This is a genomic window from Pseudomonas sp. p1(2021b) (genome assembly GCF_020151015.1).
GTDB classification, from domain to species: Bacteria; Pseudomonadota; Gammaproteobacteria; order Pseudomonadales; family Pseudomonadaceae; genus Aquipseudomonas; species Aquipseudomonas putida_K.
Map to the genome: position 1 here is coordinate 1,793,787 of NZ_CP083746.1, position 18,403 is coordinate 1,812,189.

The following is an 18,403-nucleotide window of genomic DNA, read 5'->3' on the forward strand; positions in this document are numbered from 1 at the left end:
CCGGCAAAAAGCCGGGTCAAAAACCGTGATTAGCCTGATGAGGAGATAATCTGAGAGTCCGACCTAAGGGCTTCCAGGTTATCCAGCGGGTCTCGCGACCTGCTGAGTGCAATAATAATCGTTATCATTTGCCAGTCAAATGAATTTTCACCTATCCGGTAAAAAATTTTGCCGGTGCGCTTCCTTTTCCCGGCAACCGGGGGTATCGCTGCCGGGCGGCGATCACGACTCTCCTTATTTCTCTTCCTTCAGTGCCGCCTGCTCGTGTTCCAGCAGTGCCCGGGCCATGTTCACCATATGCATCAAGGCAAACATCACCTCGCGGGTCATGCCCTCGGGTTGGTGGGTGGCGGTTTCGTGCGCGGTGGCCGAGGCGCAGCGCAACAGCGCCAGTGCATGATTGTGGGCCTGCCTGGCCGTCACCCCGTTGTGCAGGGTCCAGATCTTGTTGTCCAGACTGGGGCGCGGCGGAGCTGGGTTGAGGTAGTAATCGAGCGCACGGCGGGCGGCTTCGCTGTCGAGATCTGTTTCTTCGTTTTTCGATGGTTTCATCCTGATACCTGCTCACTGTCACTACGGAGTGGTGAATACGGAGCATAGGTCAATCTGTATTATTTATCTAAAGCAAGATAATTCAGAATGTGTATTGATGCGCTGGATCCAGCCCGTATTGTTCTCGGCCATGGAAAACTGGAATGAATTTCTCGCGCGCTACAAGCGTGAACATGGCCTTAACCAACTGGAACTCGCCGAACGCCTCGGGATGACCCAAGGCGGCGTGGGCCACTGGTTACGTGGCACCCGCAGGCCTACCTTGGCGACCATCAATGAAAAATTGGAAAAGCTCGGGCTGGTCTATCTCAAAGCCCAGGTCATGGTGGTAGAGCGTGGCCTGTTGCGTGAGCCCCCGGGCGTCTATGCGCCAGAGCGCTCCCTTTCATCCGAGGCGCTGCGTTATGCCAGTTTCCGCTTTCCGGTCCTGGCCTGGGCGGACCTGCAAGGGGCTTTGCCTGACGCTGTCGAAGCGACCGAACAGACCGACTACATGCCGGCCGGCAATGCATTCTGGCTGCCTGTTGAAAACGATTCGATGAACGCGGCAAGCGGAATGAGTGTGCCCCAGGGCATGCTCATTCTGGTGGATACGGGCCTCGAGCCGGTGCCCGGCAAGCTGGTGATTGCCCGGCAGCCGGGCAAGGCGGCGGTACTCAGGCAACTAATCGAGGAGGGCGGAGAGCGCATGCTCAGGCCCCTGAATACGCGGTATCCGACCGTTCTGTGTGAGGACGGGTGCGAGTTTCTTGGGGTGGTCGTGCGGGTGCACGGTAAGTTCTAGATCGCTGGGGCTGCTTTGCAGCCCAATCGCCGGCTTGCCGGCGATTGGGCCGCGCGGCGGCCCTTTGCATCAGTCGGCCAGTTCCACCAGCACCGTGCCCTCGCTGACCATATCCCCCTCCTGGCAGAACAGGGCCTTGACCGTGCCGCCGTGAGGCGCGCGGATGCTGTGCTCCATTTTCATCGCCTCCAGCACCACCAGCGCGGTACCGGTCTCGACCACCTGACCTGGCTCGACCAACACCCGTACGATGCTGCCGTTCATGGGTGCGCCCAGGCCGCCCTGGTGGCTGTGGCTCGCTTCGGCTTCGGCGATGGGGTCGAAGGCGCTCACTGCATGCATTTCCCCGTCCCATTGCAGGTACAGGGTGCCATCACGGCGGATGGCCAGGTAACGACGGCGCACGCCATCCACATCGTGGCACAGCTGTTCGCCGTCCAGGTGCCAGGTCGACGGCGCATTGTGTTCCAACGCGACCGCCTGGTCCTGCCCGCTGCTGACCAGATGCAGGCTGCTGCGTGCTGCCACGCCCAGGCGCAGGCCGTCGCGTCGGGCCCAGGGCGAGGCGGGGTCGTCGTGACGCTGGTGCGCTGGGTTCCCTTGCAGCCAGGCTTCCGCGGCCGCTTGCCAGAACGTCGCCGGTAGTGCGTTCGGTGCAGGCAGCAATTCGGCCTGGTGGCGCGGGATGAAACCAGTATCCAGTTCCGCGGCGGCAAAGGCTGGGTGGGCCAGGATACGGCGCAGGAAGGCGATGTTGGTCTTCAATCCGCCGATGGCGAATTCGTCGAGCATGGCCAGCAGGCGCAGGCGGGCTTGCTCGCGGTCCTGGCCCCAGGCGATCAGCTTGCCCAGCATCGGGTCGTAGAAGGGCGAGACCACATCGCCCTCGCTGACGCCGCTGTCCACCCGGCGGCCCTCGCCGGGTGCCGACTCGCGGTACAGCGCCAGGGTGCCGGTGGCAGGCAGGAACTCGTTGGCCGGGTCTTCCGCGTACAGGCGCACCTCGATGGCATGGCCGATCAGCGGCACTTGGTCCTGGGTGATCGGCAGCGGCTCGCCGCAGGCCACGCGGATCTGCCAGGCCACCAGGTCCAGGCCGGTGATGGCCTCGGTGACCGGGTGCTCCACCTGCAGGCGCGTGTTCATTTCCATGAAGAAGAACTCGCCGCGGGCATCGAGCAGGAACTCGACGGTGCCTGCCCCGACGTAGCCGATGGCCTGGGCGGCGCGCACGGCAGCCTCGCCCATGGCCTTGCGTAGCTCAGGGGACAACCCTGGGGCCGGGGCTTCCTCGACCACCTTCTGGTGGCGGCGCTGGATCGAGCAGTCGCGCTCGTTGAGGTACAGGCAGTTGCCGTGTTGGTCGGCGAACACCTGGATCTCCACATGGCGCGGTTTGAGCACGTACTTTTCCACCAGCATGCGCGCATCGCCGAACGACGACTGCGCCTCACGCTGCGCCGAGGCCAGGGCGTCGGCCAACTGGCTTTCGTCCTCGACCACCTTCATGCCCTTGCCGCCACCGCCGGCGCTGGCCTTGAGCAGCACCGGGTAGCCGATGCGCTCGGCGGCGGCGCGGAAGGTGTCCAGGTCCTGGGCTTCACCGTGGTAGCCCGGTACCAGCGGCACGCCTGCAGCTTCCATCAGCGCCTTGGCTGCCGACTTGCTGCCCATGGCATCGATGGCGCTGGCAGGCGGGCCGAGGAAGATCAGCCCGGCCTGTTCGATGGCACGGGCGAAGCCTGCGTTCTCGGAGAGGAAGCCATAGCCTGGGTGGATGGCCTGGGCGCCGCTGGCCTTGACTGCCGCCAGCAGCTTGTCGATCACCAGGTAGCTCTCGGCAGCCTTGGTGCCGCCCAGGTCGATGCGGATGTCGGCTTCGCGGCTGTGGCGGGCGTCACGGTCGGTGGCGCTGTGCACGGCCACGGTGGTCAGGCCCATGGCCTTGGCGGTGCGCATGACCCGGCAGGCGATCTCGCCGCGGTTGGCGACCAGCAGGGTGGTCAGGGTAGGGCGGCTCATGGGCGCGGCTCCTTGTTGTCTTGCCAGGCGGGGCGGCGTTTTTCCAGGAAGGCGCGCAGGCCCTCCTGGCCTTCGGGGCTGACGCGGATGCGGGCGATGGTGTTCTCGCAGTAGCGGCGCAGCGCCGGGCTCAGCTCGCCGTCGTCCACCTCGCGCAGCAGGTCCTTGGTGGCGCGCAGGGCCTGGGGGCTGTTCTGCAGCAGGTTGTCCACCCAGGCCTCGACTTGGGCATCGAGTTCGGCGGCCGGGTAGACCTCGGCCAGCAGGCCCAGCTCGCGGGCACGCAGGCCGCTGAAGCGTTCGGCGGTCAGCGCGTAGCGCCGCGCGGCGCGCTCGCCGATGGCCTTGACCACGAACGGGCTGATCACCGCCGGGGCCAGGCCGATGCGCACTTCCGACAGGCACAGCTGGGCATCCTCGGCACCGATGGCCATGTCGCAGCAGCTGATCAGGCCCAGGGCACCGCCGAAGGCCGCGCCTTGCACCACGGCCAGGGTCGGCGCCTTGAGGCGGTGCAGGGCGTACATCAGTTCGCCCAGTTCATGGGCATCGTCCAGGTTGGTGTTGAAGTCCAGCTGCGCCGACTGCTGCATCCAGGCCAGGTCGGCGCCGGCGCTGAAGTGCCGGCCACGGCCGCGCAGCAGCACGAAACGCAGGCTGGCATCCTCGGCGAGCCGGTCGAGGGCGACGATCAGCTCGCGGATCATCTGCGCGTTGAAGGCGTTGTTCTTGTCTTCGCGGCTCAGCCACAGGGTGGCGAAGCCGCGAGGGTCCTTGATCACTTCCAGGGTGCTGAAATCGCTCATGGGTCACATCCGGAAAATGCCGAAGCGGCTCTGTTCGATCGGGGCGTTCAGCGCGGCGGACAACGCCAGGCCAAGCACGTCGCGGGTCTGGGCGGGGTCGATGACGCCGTCGTCCCACAGCCTTGCGCTGGAATAGTAGGGGTGGCCCTGGCGCTCGTACTGGTCGAGGATCGGCTGCTTGAGCCTGGCCTCTTCCTCGGCGCTGAAGGCGGTACCGGCCCGCTCGCTCTGCTCGCGCTTGACCTGGGCCAGCACGCCAGCAGCCTGCTCGGCACCCATCACGCCGATGCGTGCGTTGGGCCACATCCACAGGAAGCGCGGGTCGTAGGCGCGGCCGCACATGCCGTAGTTGCCGGCACCGAAGCTGCCGCCGATGATCACCGTGAACTTCGGCACCTGGGCGCAGGCCACCGCGGTCACCAGCTTGGCGCCATGCTTGGCGATGCCACCTTCTTCGTATTTCTTGCCGACCATGAAGCCTGTGATGTTCTGCAGGAACAGCAGCGGGATACCGCGCTGGCAGGCCAGCTCGATGAAGTGCGCGCCTTTTTGCGCAGCTTCCGCGAAGAGGATGCCATTGTTGGCCAAGATCGCCACCGGGTAGCCGTGCAGGTGGGCGAAGCCGCATACCAGGGTGGTGCCGAACAGTGCCTTGAACTCATCGAACACCGAGCCGTCGACCAGGCGCGCGATCACTTCGCGGACATCGAACGGCTGCTTGGCATCGGCGGGCACCACGCCATACAGTTCCTCGGCGTCGTACAGCGGGGCGACCGGCGCCTGGCGCTGCAGTTTGCCGAGCTTGTGCCAGTTGAGGTTGGCCACGCAGCGCCGGGCCAGGGCCAGGGCGTGCTCGTCGTTGTCGGCATAGTGGTCGGCCACACCGCTGGTGCGGCAGTGCACATCGGCGCCGCCCAGGTCCTCGGCGCTCACCACCTCGCCGGTGGCAGCCTTCACCAAGGGGGGACCGGCGAGGAAGATGGTCGCCTGCTGGCGCACCATGATCGCTTCGTCGGCCATGGCCGGCACATAGGCGCCGCCTGCGGTGCACGAGCCCATTACCACGGCGATCTGTGGAATGCCCAGGGCGCTCATGTTGGCCTGGTTGAAGAAGATCCGCCCGAAGTGCTCACGGTCGGGGAAGACCTCGTCCTGGCGGGGCAGGTTGGCCCCGCCGGAATCCACCAGGTAGATGCATGGCAGGCGATTCTGCAAGGCGATGGCCTGGGCACGCAGGTGCTTCTTCACCGTCAGCGGGTAGTAGGAGCCGCCTTTGACCGTGGCATCGTTGGCCACGACCATGCACTCCACCCCTTCGATGCGGCCGATGCCGGCGATCACACCGGCGGCGGGCACGTCTTCGCCGTAGACCTCATGGGCGGCCAACTGGCCGATCTCGAGGAATGGCGAGCCCGGGTCGAGCAGCCGGTCGATGCGCTCACGCGGCAGTAGCTTGCCCCGCGAGGTGTGCCGCTCCTGGGCCTTCGGGCCGCCGCCCTGGGCGACGTGGGCGAGCAGGGTGCGCAGGGCCTGGACCTGTTTGCGCATGGCCGCACTGTTGGTGGCGAATTCCGCCGAGCGCGGGTTGATCTGGGTGTGCAAGGTAGCCATTGGCGCCGGTTCCTCGTGCTCAGCGGGTTTCGTTGAACAGTTCGCGACCGATCAGCATCCGGCGGATCTCGCTGGTGCCGGCGCCGATCTCGTACAGCTTGGCGTCGCGCAACAGGCGGCCGGCCGGGAATTCGTTGATGTAGCCGTTGCCGCCCAGAATCTGGATCGCTTCCAGGGCCATCTGGGTGGCGCGCTCGGCCGTGTAGAGGATCACCCCGGCGGCGTCCTTGCGGGTGGTCTCGCTGCGGTCGCAGGCCTGGGCCACCGCATACAGGTAGGCGCGGCTGGCGTTGAGCTGGGTGTACATGTCGGCGATCTTGCCCTGGATCAGTTGGAACTCGCCGATGCTCTGGCCGAACTGCTTGCGGTCATGGATGTAGGGCACCACCAGGTCCATGCAGGCCTGCATGATCCCGGTCGGGCCGCCGGAGAGCACCACACGCTCGTAGTCCAGGCCACTCATCAGTACCCGTACGCCACCGTTGAGCTGGCCGAGGATGTTCTCTTCGGGCACTTCCACGCCATCGAAGAACAGCTCGCAGGTGTTGGAGCCGCGCATGCCCAGCTTGTCGAACTTGTTGCTGCGCGAGAAGCCCTTCCAGTCACGCTCGACGATGAATGCGGTGATGCCGTGGGGGCCCTTGTCCAGGTCGGTCTTGGCGTAGATCACGTAGGTGTTGGCGTCGGGGCCGTTGGTGATCCAGGTCTTGCTGCCGTTGAGCACGTAGCGGTCGCCGCGCTTCTCGGCGCGCAGCTTCATCGATACCACGTCGGAGCCGGCGTTGGGTTCGCTCATGGCCAGGGCGCCGATGTGCTCGCCGCTGATCAGCTTGGGCAGGTATTTCTGCTTCTGCTCATGGGTGCCGTTGCGGTTGATCTGGTTGACGCACAGGTTGGAGTGGGCGCCATAGGACAGGGCCACCGAGGCCGAGCCACGGCTGATTTCTTCCATCGATACCACGTGGGCCAGGTAGCCCAGGCCCGCGCCGCCGTATTCCTCCGGCACGGTGATGCCCAGCAGGCCCATGTCGCCGAACTTGCGCCACATGTCGGCGGGGAACAGGTTGTCTTGGTCGATCTGCGCGGCGCGTGGGGCCAGCTCGGCGGCAACGAAGGTGCGCACCTGGTCACGAAGCATGTCGATGGTTTCGCCGAGGGCGAAGTTCAGGGTGGGGTAATGCATGCGGGGGCACCTTCTTGTTCTTGAAATAAGGGGACGTTGCACCGTCTCCTGTAGGAGCGGGCTTGCCCCGCGATTGCGGCAGCCGGCGCGACATCGTGGCCTGGCCTGACGCAATCGCGGGGCAAGCCCGCTCCTACAGGGTAGGTGCAAACCTGGCGTTCGTTTTTCACCTTTACGTTAACGTAAACCTGGCTTTGGAGGCTGTCAATCGGCTCGTGACCTTTACGTTAACGTAAATCTGCGCCAGAGTAGCCGCGCTTGCTTCAGTCATGCCCAGAACAACCACAAGAAGGGACACCCATGAGTCAACCAAGCTATACCCGCGGTCGCCAGGACTGCCCGTTGTTGACCCAGACCATCGGCCAGGCCTTCGACGCCACCGTGGCCCGCAACCCCGACGGCGAAGCCCTGGTGGTGCGGCACCAGGGCCTACGCTACAGCTGGCGTGCGCTGGCCGGGCAGGTCGATTGCCATGCACGCGCGCTCATGGCGCTGGGCGTGCAGGTCGGCGACCGGGTCGGGATCTGGGCGCCCAACTGCGCCCAGTGGTGCATCCTGCAGCTGGCCAGCGCCAAGGTCGGCGCGATCCTGGTCAATATCAACCCGGCCTACCGGGTCGGTGAACTGGAATACGTGCTGCGCCAGTCCGGTTGCAGCTGGCTGGTCTGTGCCGATGCCTTCAAAACCTCCGACTACCACGCCATGGTCCTGGACTTGGCCCCCGAGCTTGCTACCTGCACCCTCGGCCAGCTGGCCTGCGAGCGGCTCCCGGCGTTGCGTGGGGTGATCAGCCTGGCAGCGAACCCGCCGGCCGGCTTCCTGCCCTGGGGCCACTTGGCCGAGCGGGCAGGGCAGTGCGCCCCTGAAGCCTTCGAGGCCCGCCAGCGCAGCCTGCAGTTCGACCAGCCGGTGAACATCCAGTACACCTCCGGCACCACCGGTGCGCCCAAGGGGGCCACGCTCAGCCACTACAACATCCTCAACAACGGCTACATGGTCGGTGAAAGCCTGGGCCTGACCGAGCGCGACCGCATGGTGATCCCGGTACCGCTGTATCACTGCTTCGGCATGGTCATGGCCAATCTGGGCTGCGTCACCCATGGCAGCACCATGATCTACCCCAACGATGCCTTCGACCCGGGCCTGACCTTGCAGGCCGTGGCCGAGGAGCGTGCCAGTATCCTTTACGGGGTGCCGACCATGTTCATCGCCATGCTCGACCATCCCGGCCGCGCCGGGTTGGACCTGTCCAGCCTGCGCAGCGGCATCATGGCCGGCGCCACCTGCCCGATCGAGGTCATGCGCCGGGTGATCGACCAAATGCACATGGCCCAGGTACAGATCGCCTACGGCATGACCGAGACCAGCCCGGTGTCGCTGCAGACCGGCCCGGACGATGAGCTGGAGCTGCGCGTGACCACGGTCGGCCGCACCCAGCCGCAACTGGAAAGCAAGCTGGTGGACGAGCACGGCACTATCGTCCCGCGGGGCGAAATCGGCGAACTGTGCACCCGCGGCTACAGCGTCATGCTCGGCTATTGGGGCAACCCCCAGGCCACCCAGGACGCCATCGACCCGGCCGGCTGGATGCACAGCGGCGACCTGGCGGTGATGGACGAGCAGGGCTACGTGCGCATCGTCGGGCGCAACAAGGACATGATCATTCGGGGTGGGGAGAACATCTACCCGCGCGAGCTCGAGGAGTTCTTCTACACCCACCCGGCGGTGGCCGACGCCCAGGTGATCGGCATCCCCTGCAGCCGGTATGGGGAAGAGGTGGTCGCCTGGATCAAGCTGCACCCCGGGCACAGCGTGACCGCCGAGCAGCTGCAGCAGTGGTGCAAGGCGCGCATCGCCCATTTCAAGGTGCCGCGCCATTACCGCTTCGTCGACGAGTTCCCGATGACGGTGACCGGCAAGGTGCAGAAGTTCCGCATGCGCGAGATCAGCATCGCCGAGATCAAGCTGTAACCTGATCCTGTTATCACCGGTTCTGAGGGGCGGGTTTACCCGCGAAAGGTCCAGTGAGTTTACCGACGCATTCGCGGGTAAACCCGCTCCCACAAGGTATACCGCGCCTGTACTTGTCTATCCTTTGCCTTTCACCGGCGGCTCCTCGCTCGGCGGGTCGCCCACCGGCGGCGGTGGGCCCGGCTTGGTCGGCTCCTCGGGGTCTTCCTCGGGCTCCGGCGGCGGTAGGGTCGGGTCGTCGATGTTCGGGTCCGGCGTCTCCGGTGGAATGGGAATACTCATGGCCAGGCCTCCCAGGGGAAATACAGCGTCGTTGCAGGCTTTGACCCGGCCCCGCGCCGTTCGCTCAATTTTTTTGAACCCCCGGCAGCTCCCACGGCTCTGAACCCTTACCGCCACTGCAAAAGGGAGCAAGGTTCGATGTCAGGTAATGAGCCCTTCGAAAGCGTGCCCATGGCCAACGACCACCCGGACCAGGCCATCAGCCTGTCCCAGGCGTTGCTGGCGCCACGTATCGTGATCGAGGACACCCAGCCCGTACTCGATGCCGGCACCTTCGCCACCAAGGCGGTGCGCGGCCAGCCGGTGGCGGTGAGCAGCAAGGTCTATACCGATGGCCATGACCGCCTGGCGGTGACCCTGCACTGGCGCCAGGCCCACAGCCGGCGCTGGCACTGCACGCCGATGCACTCGCCGGGCAACGACCTGTGGCTGGCCGAATTCACGCCTCTGGAACTGGGCCTGCACCTGTTCAGCATCGAAGCCTGGATCGACCCCTTCGCCACCTACTGCCATGACTTGGAGAAGAAGTACCACGCCGGCGTCGATGTCACGCTCGAGCTGGAGGAGGGCCGGCTGCTGCTGGGCAAGGGCATCGAGCGCAGCGATGGCCTGCTGCGCGAACAGCTCGAGCAGGTGCAGCAGCGCCTGCCGACCTTGGCTTCGGATGACCAGGTGGCCTTGCTGCTGCGGGCCGATACCGCCTTGCTGATGAGCGAGGCCGAGCACCGCAGCTACCTGACCCGCAGCGCCGAATTCCCGGTGGACGTGGACCGTGAACAAGCCTTGTTCGCCAGCTGGTACGAACTGTTCCCACGCTCCATCACCGACAGCCCCGAGCGCCACGGCACGTTCAACGACGTGCACCACCGCCTGCCGATGATTCGCGACATGGGCTTCGACGTGCTGTACTTCCCGCCGATCCACCCCATCGGCAACAAGCACCGCAAGGGCCGCAACAATGCCCTGCAGGCCGAGCCGGGCGACCCGGGCAGCCCCTATGCCATTGGCAGCCGCGACGGTGGCCATGATGCCATCCACCCGCAGCTGGGCAGCCGCGAGGACTTCCGGCGCCTGGTGGCCGCTGCCGCCGAGCATGGCCTGGAGATCGCCCTGGACTTCGCCATTCAGTGCTCCCAGGACCACCCCTGGCTCACCGAGCACCCCGGCTGGTTCAGTTGGCGCCCAGACGGCACCATCCGCTACGCCGAGAACCCGCCGAAGAAATACCAGGACATCGTCAACGTCGATTTCTATGCCGCCGAGGCCGTGCCATCGCTGTGGCTGGCCCTGCGCGACGTGGTGGTCGGCTGGGTGGAGGAGGGCGTGCGCACCTTCCGCGTCGACAATCCGCACACCAAGCCGCTGCCGTTCTGGCAATGGCTGATCGCCAATGTACGCAGCCGCTACCCGGACGTGATCTTCCTCGCCGAGGCTTTCACCCGCCCGGCGATGATGGCGCGCCTGGGCAAGGTCGGCTACGCCCAGAGCTACACCTACTTCACCTGGCGCAACACCAAGCAGGAGCTGCGCGAGTACCTCCAAGAGCTCAACCAGCTGCCATGGCGCCATTGCTACCGGCCGAACTTCTTCGTCAACACGCCGGACATCAACCCCTACTTCCTGCAGACCAGCGGGCGTGCCGGTTTTCTCATTCGCGCTGCCCTGGCGACCATGGGCTCTGGGCTGTGGGGCATGTATTCGGGCTTCGAGCTGTGCGAGGGCACGCCGTTGCCGGGCAAGGAGGAGTACCTGGATTCGGAGAAGTACGAGATCCGTCCGCGGGACTTCACCCAGCCGGGCAACATCGTCGCCGAGATCGCCCAGCTCAACCGCATCCGGCGACAGAACCGCGCCCTGCAGACCCACTTGGGCATCGAGTTCTTCAACTGCTGGAACGACAACATCCTGTACTTCGGCAAGCGCACCCCGGAGCGCGACAACTATATCCTGGTGGCCGTGAGCCTGGACCCGCACAACGCCCAGGAGGCGCACTTCGAGTTACCGCTGTGGGAGCTGGGGCTGGACGACAATGCCGATACCCTCGGCGAGGACCTGATGAATGGCCACCGCTGGACCTGGCACGGCAAGACCCAATGGATGCGCATCGAACCCTGGCATCTGCCGTTCGGGATCTGGCGAATCGAAAAGCCCCGCTAACTGTTGTAGGAGCGGCCTCGTGCCGCGAAAGGGCTGCGCGGCAGCCCCAGACATTTGTCATGTCGCCGAGATCCTGGGGCCGCTTCGCGCCCCTTTCGCGGCACAAGGCCGCTCCTACCGGGGGCGCGCCGAACCTGGAATCGGAAGGAGTCGCCCATGGCCAAGCGTTCCCGCCCACAAGCCTTCATCGACGACCCGCTGTGGTACAAGGACGCGGTGATCTACCAGTTGCACGTGAAATCGTTCTTCGACGCCAACAACGACGGCATCGGTGATTTCGCCGGGTTGATGAGCAAGCTCGACTACATCGCCGACCTGGGCGTCAACACCCTTTGGCTGCTGCCGTTCTACCCCTCGCCACGGCGCGACGACGGCTACGACATCGCCGAATACAAAGCCGTGCACCCCGACTACGGCAGCATGGCCGACGCCCGGCGCTTCATCGCCGAGGCCCACAAGCGCGGCCTGCGGGTGATCACCGAGTTGGTCATCAACCACACCTCCGACCAGCACCCCTGGTTCCAGCGCGCCCGCCACGCCAAGCGCGGCAGCAAGGCCCGGGACTTCTATGTGTGGTCGGACGACGACCAGAAATACGACGGCACGCGGATCATCTTCCTCGACACCGAGAAGTCCAACTGGACCTGGGACCCGGTCGCTGGCCAATACTTCTGGCACCGCTTCTACTCCCACCAGCCGGACCTGAACTTCGACAACCCGCAGGTGATGAAGGCGGTGATCGGCGTGATGCGCTTCTGGCTCGACCTGGGCGTCGATGGCCTGCGCCTGGACGCCATTCCCTACCTGATCGAGCGCGACGGCACCAACAACGAGAACCTGCCCGAGACCCACGCGGTGCTCAAGGCCATCCGCGCCGAGATCGACGCCAACTACCCCGACCGCATGCTCCTGGCCGAAGCCAACCAGTGGCCTGAGGACACTCGGCCCTATTTCGGCGAGGGTGACGGCGACGAATGCCACATGGCCTTCCATTTCCCATTGATGCCGCGCATGTACATGGCCCTGGCCATGGAAGACCGCTTCCCCATCACCGACATCCTGCGCCAGACCCCGGAGATCCCCGCCAACTGCCAGTGGGCGATCTTCCTGCGCAACCACGATGAGCTCACCCTCGAAATGGTCACCGACCGCGAGCGCGACTACCTGTGGAACTACTACGCCGAGGACCGCCGCGCGCGTATCAACCTGGGCATCCGCCGGCGCCTGGCGCCGCTGCTGCAGCGTGACCGCAGGCGTATCGAGCTGCTCACCAGCCTGCTATTGTCCATGCCGGGCACCCCGACCCTGTACTACGGCGACGAACTGGGCATGGGCGACAACATCTACCTGGGCGACCGCGACGGCGTGCGCACACCGATGCAGTGGTCGCCGGACCGTAATGGCGGCTTCTCCCGTGCCGACCCCCAGCGCCTGGTGCTGCCGCCGATCATGGACCCGCTCTACGGCTACCAGACCGTCAACGTCGAGGCCCAGTCCCACGACCCACACTCGCTGCTCAACTGGAACCGGCGCCTGCTGGCCGTGCGCAAGCAGCAGAAGGCCTTCGGTCGGGGCACCCTGAAGATGCTTACCCCCAGCAACCGGCGCATCCTCGCCTACATCCGCGAGTACACCGATGCCGAGGGCAATACCGAGATCGTGCTGTGCGTGGCCAACGTCTCTCGCGCCGCCCAGGCCGCCGAGCTGGACCTGGCCCCGTATGCCGACAAGGTCCCGGTGGAGATGCTCGGCGGCAGCGCCTTCCCGCCCATCGGCCAGCTGCCGTTCCTGCTGACCTTGCCGCCCTACGGCTTCTACTGGTTCCTGCTGGCCTCGCGCGACCGCATGCCCAGCTGGCACCTGGAGCCCGCCGAAGGCCTGCCGGAGCTGACCACCCTGGTACTGCGCAAGCGCATGGAAGAGCTGCTCGAAGCGCCCTCCAACGAAACCTTGCAAACCACCATCCTGCCCCAGTACCTGCCCAAGCGCCGCTGGTTCGCCGGTAAGCAGGGGCCGATCGACCAGGTGTGCCTGAGCTATGGGGTTCGCCTGGCCACGGCCACCACGCCGGTGCTGCTCAGCGAGCTGGAAGTGCACAGTGACGGTGCCGTGCAGCATTACCAGCTGCCGTTCGGCCTGCTGCCCGAAGAGCAGATCAACAGTGCCTTGCCGCAGCAATTGGCATTGTCGCGGGTGCGTCGTGGCCGCCAGGTAGGCCTGATCACCGACGCCTTCGTGCTCGAGCCGTTCATTCGTGCCGTGCTGAGCAACTGCCAGGCCGGCACCCGCCTGGCCTGTGGCGCCGGCGAACTGCGCTTCGACTGCACCGCCCAGCTGGCCACTCTGGAGCTCAACGAAGACAGCGAAGTGCGCTACCTCAGTGCCGAGCAGTCCAACAGCTCGGTGGTGGTGGGCGGCAGCCTCGTGCTCAAGCTGATCCGCCGGGTCAACCCGGGCGTTCACCCGGAGCTGGAAATGAGCGCCTACCTGACCGCTGCCGGCTTCGGCAATATCTCGCCGCTGCTGGCGTGGGTCAGCCGCGTGGACGAGCAGGGCCAGCCGCACCTGCTGATGATTGCCCAGGGCTACCTGAACAACCAGGGCGATGCCTGGGAGTGGACGCAGAATACCCTCGAGCGTGCCGTGCGCGACGAGATGGAGCCTTCCACCGTCGAGCCCGAGGCGCACACCGATGCCTTGGCCGAACTCACAGGTTTTGCCGCCTTGCTTGGCCAGCGCCTGGGCGAAATGCACCTGTTGCTGGCCGCTCCCAGCGACGATGCGGCGTTCCAGCCACGTCCCAGCAGCGAACAGGACTGCGCCCGCTGGAGCACGCAGATCAGCGCCGAGCTGGCTCACGCATTGGACCTGCTGGCCCAGCATCGCGATGGCCTCGACAGCGACAGCCAGGCCCTGGTCGACGACCTGCTGCAACAGCGCGACGGCCTGGCCCAGCACGTCGACACCCTGGCCCGTCAGGCCCAGGGCGGCCTGTTGATGCGCGTACACGGCGACCTGCACCTGGGCCAGGTGCTGGTGGTGCAGGGCGATGCCTACCTGATCGATTTCGAAGGCGAACCGGCGCGGCCGCTGGAGGAGCGACGCGCCAAGCACAGCCCGTACAAGGATGTCAGCGGTGTGCTGCGTTCGTTCGACTATGCTGCAGCGATGATCCTGCGCAGCGCCTCGGCAGTGGACCTGTCCGATGCGGCGCGCCAGGCCCGGCAGCGAGTCGCCCGGCAGTACCTGCACCAGTCGCGGCATGCCTTCGTCGAGGCCTATGGCCTGGCCACCGCTGCCATGCCCCATGCCTGGGAGCAGGCCGAAGGCGAGCGCGCCGCGCTGGAGCTGTTCTGCCTGGAAAAAGCCGCCTATGAAATCACCTACGAAGCCGAGAACCGTCCGGGCTGGCTGGCCGTGCCTTTGCATGGGCTGCATGGGCTGATCAGCACCTGGGGCGAAGCATGAGTCCGATATCCAGGGCGTCGCTGCGCGCCCCAATCGCGGGGCGCGAAGTGGCCCTCAACTAACGACCCAAAACATCTGGAAGGGTAAAAAGATGAATGCAATCACGCGTGAAAACGGCGGCCTTCGGCAACGGGACCTGGATGCCCTGGCCCGCGCCGAGCACGCCGACCCGTTCGCGGTATTGGGCCCGCACGGCGATGGTGCAGGTGGCCTGTTCGTCCGCGCCTTCCTGCCCAACGCCCTCAATGCCCGCGTGCTGGCCCGCCACGATGGGCGCGTGCTGGCCGAGATGGAGCAGGGCAGCCTGCCGGGGCTGTTCACCGCACACCTGGAGGAAGCCCACCCGTACCTGTTGCAGATCGGCTGGGCCGGTGGCGAGCAGGTCACCGAGGACCCCTACAGCTTCGGCCCGCAACTGGGCGAGATGGACCTTTACCTGTTCGCCGAAGGCAACCACCGCGACCTTTCCGGGCGCTTCGGCGCCCAGCCGATGCACGCCGACGGCGTCGACGGGGTGTGCTTCTCGGTGTGGGCGCCGAATGCGCGGCGGGTGTCGGTGGTGGGCGACTTCAACAACTGGGACGGCCGTCGCCACCCCATGCGCCTGCGCCACGATGCCGGTGTCTGGGAGCTGTTCGTACCGCGCCTGGGCGTGGGCGAGGCCTACAAGTTCGAGGTGCTCGGCCGCGATGGCGTGTTGCCGCTCAAGGCCGACCCCCTGGCCCGTGCCACCGAGCTGCCGCCCAGCACCGCCTCCAAGGTGGCCGCGGCGCTCAGCCACTCTTGGCAGGATCACGAGTGGATGCAGCAGCGCGCCGAGCGCCACGCCTACCGGGCACCGCTGTCGATCTACGAACTGCACGCCGGGTCCTGGCGTTGCGAGCTGGACGACGCCGGTGAGATCGCACGCTTCTACAACTGGCGGGAACTGGCCGAGCGCCTGGTGCCCTATGTGCAGGATCTGGGGTTCACCCATATCGAGCTGCTGCCGATCATGGAGCACCCCTTCGGCGGTTCCTGGGGCTACCAGCCGCTGTCGCTGTTCGCCCCCACGTCCCGCTATGGAACTGCCGAGGACTTCGCGGCCTTCGTCGATGCCTGTCACCAGGGCGGCATCGGAGTGATCCTCGACTGGGTTCCGGCGCATTTCCCCACCGACGAGCATGGCCTTGCCCGTTTCGACGGCACGGCGTTGTACGAGTACGACAACCCCCTGGAAGGTTTCCACCAAGACTGGAATACACTGATCTACAACCTTGGCCGCAACGAAGTGCGCGGCTTCATGCTGGCCTCGGCCTTGCACTGGCTCAAGTACTTCCACATCGACGGCCTGCGGGTCGATGCCGTGGCCTCGATGCTCTATCGCGACTACTCGCGCAAGGCCGGCGAATGGGTGCCCAACCGCCACGGCGGGCGCGAGAACCTGGAAGCCATCGACTTCATCCGCCACCTCAATACCGTGGCGGCCCACGAGGCGCCGGGGGCGCTGATCATCGCCGAGGAGTCCACCGCCTGGCCGGGGGTGAGCCAGCCGGTGCAGCAGGGCGGGCTGGGCTTTGCCTACAAATGGAACATGGGCTGGATGCACGACACCCTGCACTACATCCAGAACGACCCGGTGCACCGCGCCTACCATCACAACGAGATGAGCTTCGGGCTGATCTATGCCTACTCCGAACATTTCATCCTGCCCATTTCCCATGACGAGGTGGTGCACGGTAAGCATTCGCTGATCGACAAGATGCCGGGCGACCGCTGGCAGAAGTTCGCCAACCTGCGCGCCTACCTGGCGTTCATGTGGGCACACCCGGGCAAGAAGCTGCTGTTCATGGGCTGCGAGTTCGGCCAGTGGCGCGAGTGGAACCACGATCACCAGTTGGACTGGTACTTGCTGCAATACCCCGAGCACCAAGGGGTGCAGCGCCTGGTCGCGGACCTCAACCGCCTGTACCGCGAACTGCCCGCCCTGCACGAGCAGGACTGCCAGCCCCAGGGCTTCCAGTGGCTGATCGGCGACGATGCGCACAACAGTGTGTATGCCTGGCTGCGCTGGAGCAGCGCCGGCGAGCCGCTGCTGGTGGTGGCCAACTTCACCCCGGTGCCGCGCGAAGGCTATCGGATCGGTGTGCCGTTCGGCGAGCGCTGGCGGGAGCTGCTCAACAGCGATGCCGAGCTGTACGCCGGCACCAATGTCGGCAACCTGGGGGCGGTGGCCAGCGAGCAGATGCCCAGCCATGGGCAGCCGCTGTCGCTGGCGCTGAACCTGCCGCCGCTCGGTGTGCTGGTGATGAAGCCGGCTTGACGTTCGGTCGCCCTCTGTGGGAGGCGACCGATTGGCGCCGATCCTGTAGGAGCGGCGGTGCGGCGGTCCGACTTGTCCCGCGATGGCGTCAGGCCGGGTAACGGCAGTGCCCGAGCTGACGCCATCGCGCAAGCCCGCTCCCACAAAAGAGCCTGCCAGTCTCACACCAAAGCGCCTGCCAGCCTTACCAGCGCATCCTCACCCCCAGGCTGCCGATCAGGCCGTTCAGGTCATTGCCATCCACATCGCTGCTGTAGTCGGCGCTGACGAATAGCGCCACCTTCGGCGTCACCCGTGCCACCAACCCCAAACCCAGGTCCACGGTGGTGGAGTAGCGGGAGCTGGAGATCTTGTCCACCTGGTCCAGCTTCACAGTGTCGGCATTGCTGAAGTCGTACCAGACGTTGGTCCGCACATAGGGTTCGATCGGCATCCCGCGCACTTCGTAGCGGCCCGACAGCTTGGCGCCGACCCGGCCGCTCCAGCTCGGCTGGCTGTCGAAGGCCTGCAAAGTCTCTTCCTGTGCCCGGTTGCTGGGGAAAAATTGCTGGTTGATCAACTGCGCCTGGGGCTCGATCACCCAACCGCCTCCCAGGCCGATGGGATAGCCGCCTTCGACCGAGAAGGTCACCGCATGGCCGCTGTCGTCCAAACGCTGACCGTTCTCGGCGCGGCCATTGACGTCGATACGCGTGCCCATGGCCACGGCATCGACATGCCAGCCCTGTTCATGGGTCATGCTCCAGTACACCCCCAGGCTCTCGCCGCTGAGGTTGACGGCGTTCTTCTGCTTGTCGCCGAGCAACCGGCGCATGCCGTTGAAGCTGGTCTGCAGGTTGTTGTGGCCGACGAAGAACCCGGCGCGGTGCACATGGCCTTCGCCGGTTTCACGCACGAACAGGTCCGGGCCGATCACCAATTGCTGGCTGGGCGCCTCCAATTGTGCCGGTACCTGGGCGCCGGGCCGGGCAGGCCCTGGGAAGAACTGCGCCCATTGGCTGGCAACCAGATCCGGAGCCGGTTGCCGGTGGCGTTCGCCCATGCGCTCGGAAAACGCGTTCAGCGTGCCCAGGCCCAGGCCGCCGGCGGTCACCGGTTCCAGGGACAGCTGGGGTACCGCTGGCGGTTGCAGAAAACTGTCGAAAGGCATGCCCTCCTGCAGTTCGAGCGCGAAGGTTTCCACCGGGGTTGCCAGGAGCAGCGACGTGGAAACCGCGCAGAAAATCGCGTCGAAGCGCAAAGGATTCGAGGTTCTTTTCATGGCG

General features: G+C 65.7%; 12 protein-coding genes. 5 read left to right on the top strand and 7 right to left on the bottom strand.

What is annotated here, in order from left to right; translation table 11 throughout:
• Positions 1-234 precede the first annotated feature (234 nt).
• The gene (locus K8374_RS08280) at positions 235-552 is read right to left on the bottom strand and encodes a hypothetical protein (protein ID WP_224458618.1); all 318 of its coding nucleotides are present in this window, start codon (positions 550-552) and stop codon (positions 235-237) included.
• A 130-nt stretch (positions 553-682) separates the two neighbouring features.
• On the opposite strand from K8374_RS08280, the gene K8374_RS08285 reads away from it, so the two are divergent.
• Positions 683-1,336 carry a LexA family protein gene (locus K8374_RS08285; RefSeq protein ID WP_224459292.1) on the top strand — a complete coding sequence of 218 codons (654 nt, stop codon included), beginning with the start codon at positions 683-685 and terminating at the stop codon, positions 1,334-1,336.
• Positions 1,337-1,405: 69 nt separating this feature from the next.
• On the opposite strand, the gene K8374_RS08290 is transcribed toward K8374_RS08285, so the two are convergent.
• From K8374_RS08290 to K8374_RS08305, 4 genes are read right to left on the bottom strand one after another with little or no spacing between them, the layout of a single operon-like run.
• A complete protein-coding gene (locus K8374_RS08290) occupies positions 1,406-3,358 on the bottom strand; it encodes an acetyl/propionyl/methylcrotonyl-CoA carboxylase subunit alpha (RefSeq protein ID WP_224458619.1) in 1,953 nt (650 codons plus the stop codon).
• Positions 3,355-4,164 carry a gamma-carboxygeranoyl-CoA hydratase gene (locus K8374_RS08295; protein WP_224458620.1) on the bottom strand — a complete coding sequence of 270 codons (810 nt, stop codon included), beginning with the start codon at positions 4,162-4,164 and terminating at the stop codon, positions 3,355-3,357. The genes K8374_RS08290 and K8374_RS08295 overlap by 4 nt, the downstream gene beginning before the upstream one ends.
• Before the next feature lie 3 nt (positions 4,165-4,167).
• Positions 4,168-5,775: a carboxyl transferase domain-containing protein gene (locus K8374_RS08300; RefSeq protein ID WP_224458621.1), complete on the bottom strand. Its 1,608-nt coding sequence runs from the start codon at positions 5,773-5,775 to the stop codon at positions 4,168-4,170.
• A 19-nt stretch (positions 5,776-5,794) separates the two neighbouring features.
• Positions 5,795-6,958 (bottom strand): isovaleryl-CoA dehydrogenase, encoded by a 1,164-nt coding sequence (locus K8374_RS08305; RefSeq protein WP_224458622.1) that lies wholly within the window; start codon positions 6,956-6,958, stop codon positions 5,795-5,797.
• A gap of 300 nt (positions 6,959-7,258) precedes the next feature.
• On the opposite strand from K8374_RS08305, the gene K8374_RS08310 reads away from it, so the two are divergent.
• The gene (locus K8374_RS08310) at positions 7,259-8,929 is read left to right on the top strand and encodes an AMP-binding protein (protein ID WP_224458623.1); all 1,671 of its coding nucleotides are present in this window, start codon (positions 7,259-7,261) and stop codon (positions 8,927-8,929) included.
• A 117-nt stretch (positions 8,930-9,046) separates the two neighbouring features.
• On the opposite strand, the gene K8374_RS08315 is transcribed toward K8374_RS08310, so the two are convergent.
• Positions 9,047-9,211 carry a hypothetical protein gene (locus K8374_RS08315; protein ID WP_172403077.1) on the bottom strand — a complete coding sequence of 55 codons (165 nt, stop codon included), beginning with the start codon at positions 9,209-9,211 and terminating at the stop codon, positions 9,047-9,049.
• A 138-nt stretch (positions 9,212-9,349) separates the two neighbouring features.
• Between K8374_RS08315 and K8374_RS08320 the strand changes: the two genes are divergently transcribed.
• The 3 genes from K8374_RS08320 (at position 9,350) to glgB (ending at position 17,138) form a co-directional block, all read left to right on the top strand.
• The gene (locus tag K8374_RS08320) at positions 9,350-11,368 is read left to right on the top strand and encodes an alpha-1,4-glucan--maltose-1-phosphate maltosyltransferase (protein WP_224458624.1); all 2,019 of its coding nucleotides are present in this window, start codon (positions 9,350-9,352) and stop codon (positions 11,366-11,368) included.
• Positions 11,369-11,524: 156 nt separating this feature from the next.
• A complete protein-coding gene (treS, locus tag K8374_RS08325) occupies positions 11,525-14,836 on the top strand; it encodes a maltose alpha-D-glucosyltransferase (protein ID WP_224458625.1) in 3,312 nt (1,103 codons plus the stop codon).
• A 91-nt stretch (positions 14,837-14,927) separates the two neighbouring features.
• Positions 14,928-17,138: a 1,4-alpha-glucan branching protein GlgB gene (glgB, locus tag K8374_RS08330; protein ID WP_224458626.1), complete on the top strand. Its 2,211-nt coding sequence runs from the start codon at positions 14,928-14,930 to the stop codon at positions 17,136-17,138.
• A 184-nt stretch (positions 17,139-17,322) separates the two neighbouring features.
• On the opposite strand, the gene K8374_RS08335 is transcribed toward glgB, so the two are convergent.
• The gene (locus K8374_RS08335; RefSeq protein ID WP_224458627.1) at positions 17,323-18,399 is read right to left on the bottom strand and encodes an autotransporter outer membrane beta-barrel domain-containing protein; all 1,077 of its coding nucleotides are present in this window, start codon (positions 18,397-18,399) and stop codon (positions 17,323-17,325) included.
• Positions 18,400-18,403: the final 4 nt, after the last annotated feature.

Excerpts from the sequence above, each read along its gene's own strand:
- K8374_RS08280 (WP_224458618.1), bottom strand. The coding sequence starts at position 552 with ATGAAACCATCGAAAAACGAAGAAACAGATCTCGACAGCGAAGCCGCC.
- K8374_RS08285 (WP_224459292.1), top strand. The coding sequence starts at position 683 with ATGGAAAACTGGAATGAATTTCTCGCGCGCTACAAGCGTGAACATGGC.
- K8374_RS08290 (WP_224458619.1), bottom strand. The coding sequence starts at position 3,358 with ATGAGCCGCCCTACCCTGACCACCCTGCTGGTCGCCAACCGCGGCGAG.
- K8374_RS08295 (WP_224458620.1), bottom strand. The coding sequence starts at position 4,164 with ATGAGCGATTTCAGCACCCTGGAAGTGATCAAGGACCCTCGCGGCTTC.
- K8374_RS08300 (WP_224458621.1), bottom strand. The coding sequence starts at position 5,775 with ATGGCTACCTTGCACACCCAGATCAACCCGCGCTCGGCGGAATTCGCC.
- K8374_RS08305 (WP_224458622.1), bottom strand. The coding sequence starts at position 6,958 with ATGCATTACCCCACCCTGAACTTCGCCCTCGGCGAAACCATCGACATG.
- K8374_RS08310 (WP_224458623.1), top strand. The coding sequence starts at position 7,259 with ATGAGTCAACCAAGCTATACCCGCGGTCGCCAGGACTGCCCGTTGTTG.
- K8374_RS08315 (WP_172403077.1), bottom strand. The coding sequence starts at position 9,211 with ATGAGTATTCCCATTCCACCGGAGACGCCGGACCCGAACATCGACGAC.
- K8374_RS08320 (WP_224458624.1), top strand. The coding sequence starts at position 9,350 with ATGTCAGGTAATGAGCCCTTCGAAAGCGTGCCCATGGCCAACGACCAC.
- treS (WP_224458625.1), top strand. The coding sequence starts at position 11,525 with ATGGCCAAGCGTTCCCGCCCACAAGCCTTCATCGACGACCCGCTGTGG.
- glgB (WP_224458626.1), top strand. The coding sequence starts at position 14,928 with ATGAATGCAATCACGCGTGAAAACGGCGGCCTTCGGCAACGGGACCTG.
- K8374_RS08335 (WP_224458627.1), bottom strand. The coding sequence starts at position 18,399 with ATGAAAAGAACCTCGAATCCTTTGCGCTTCGACGCGATTTTCTGCGCG.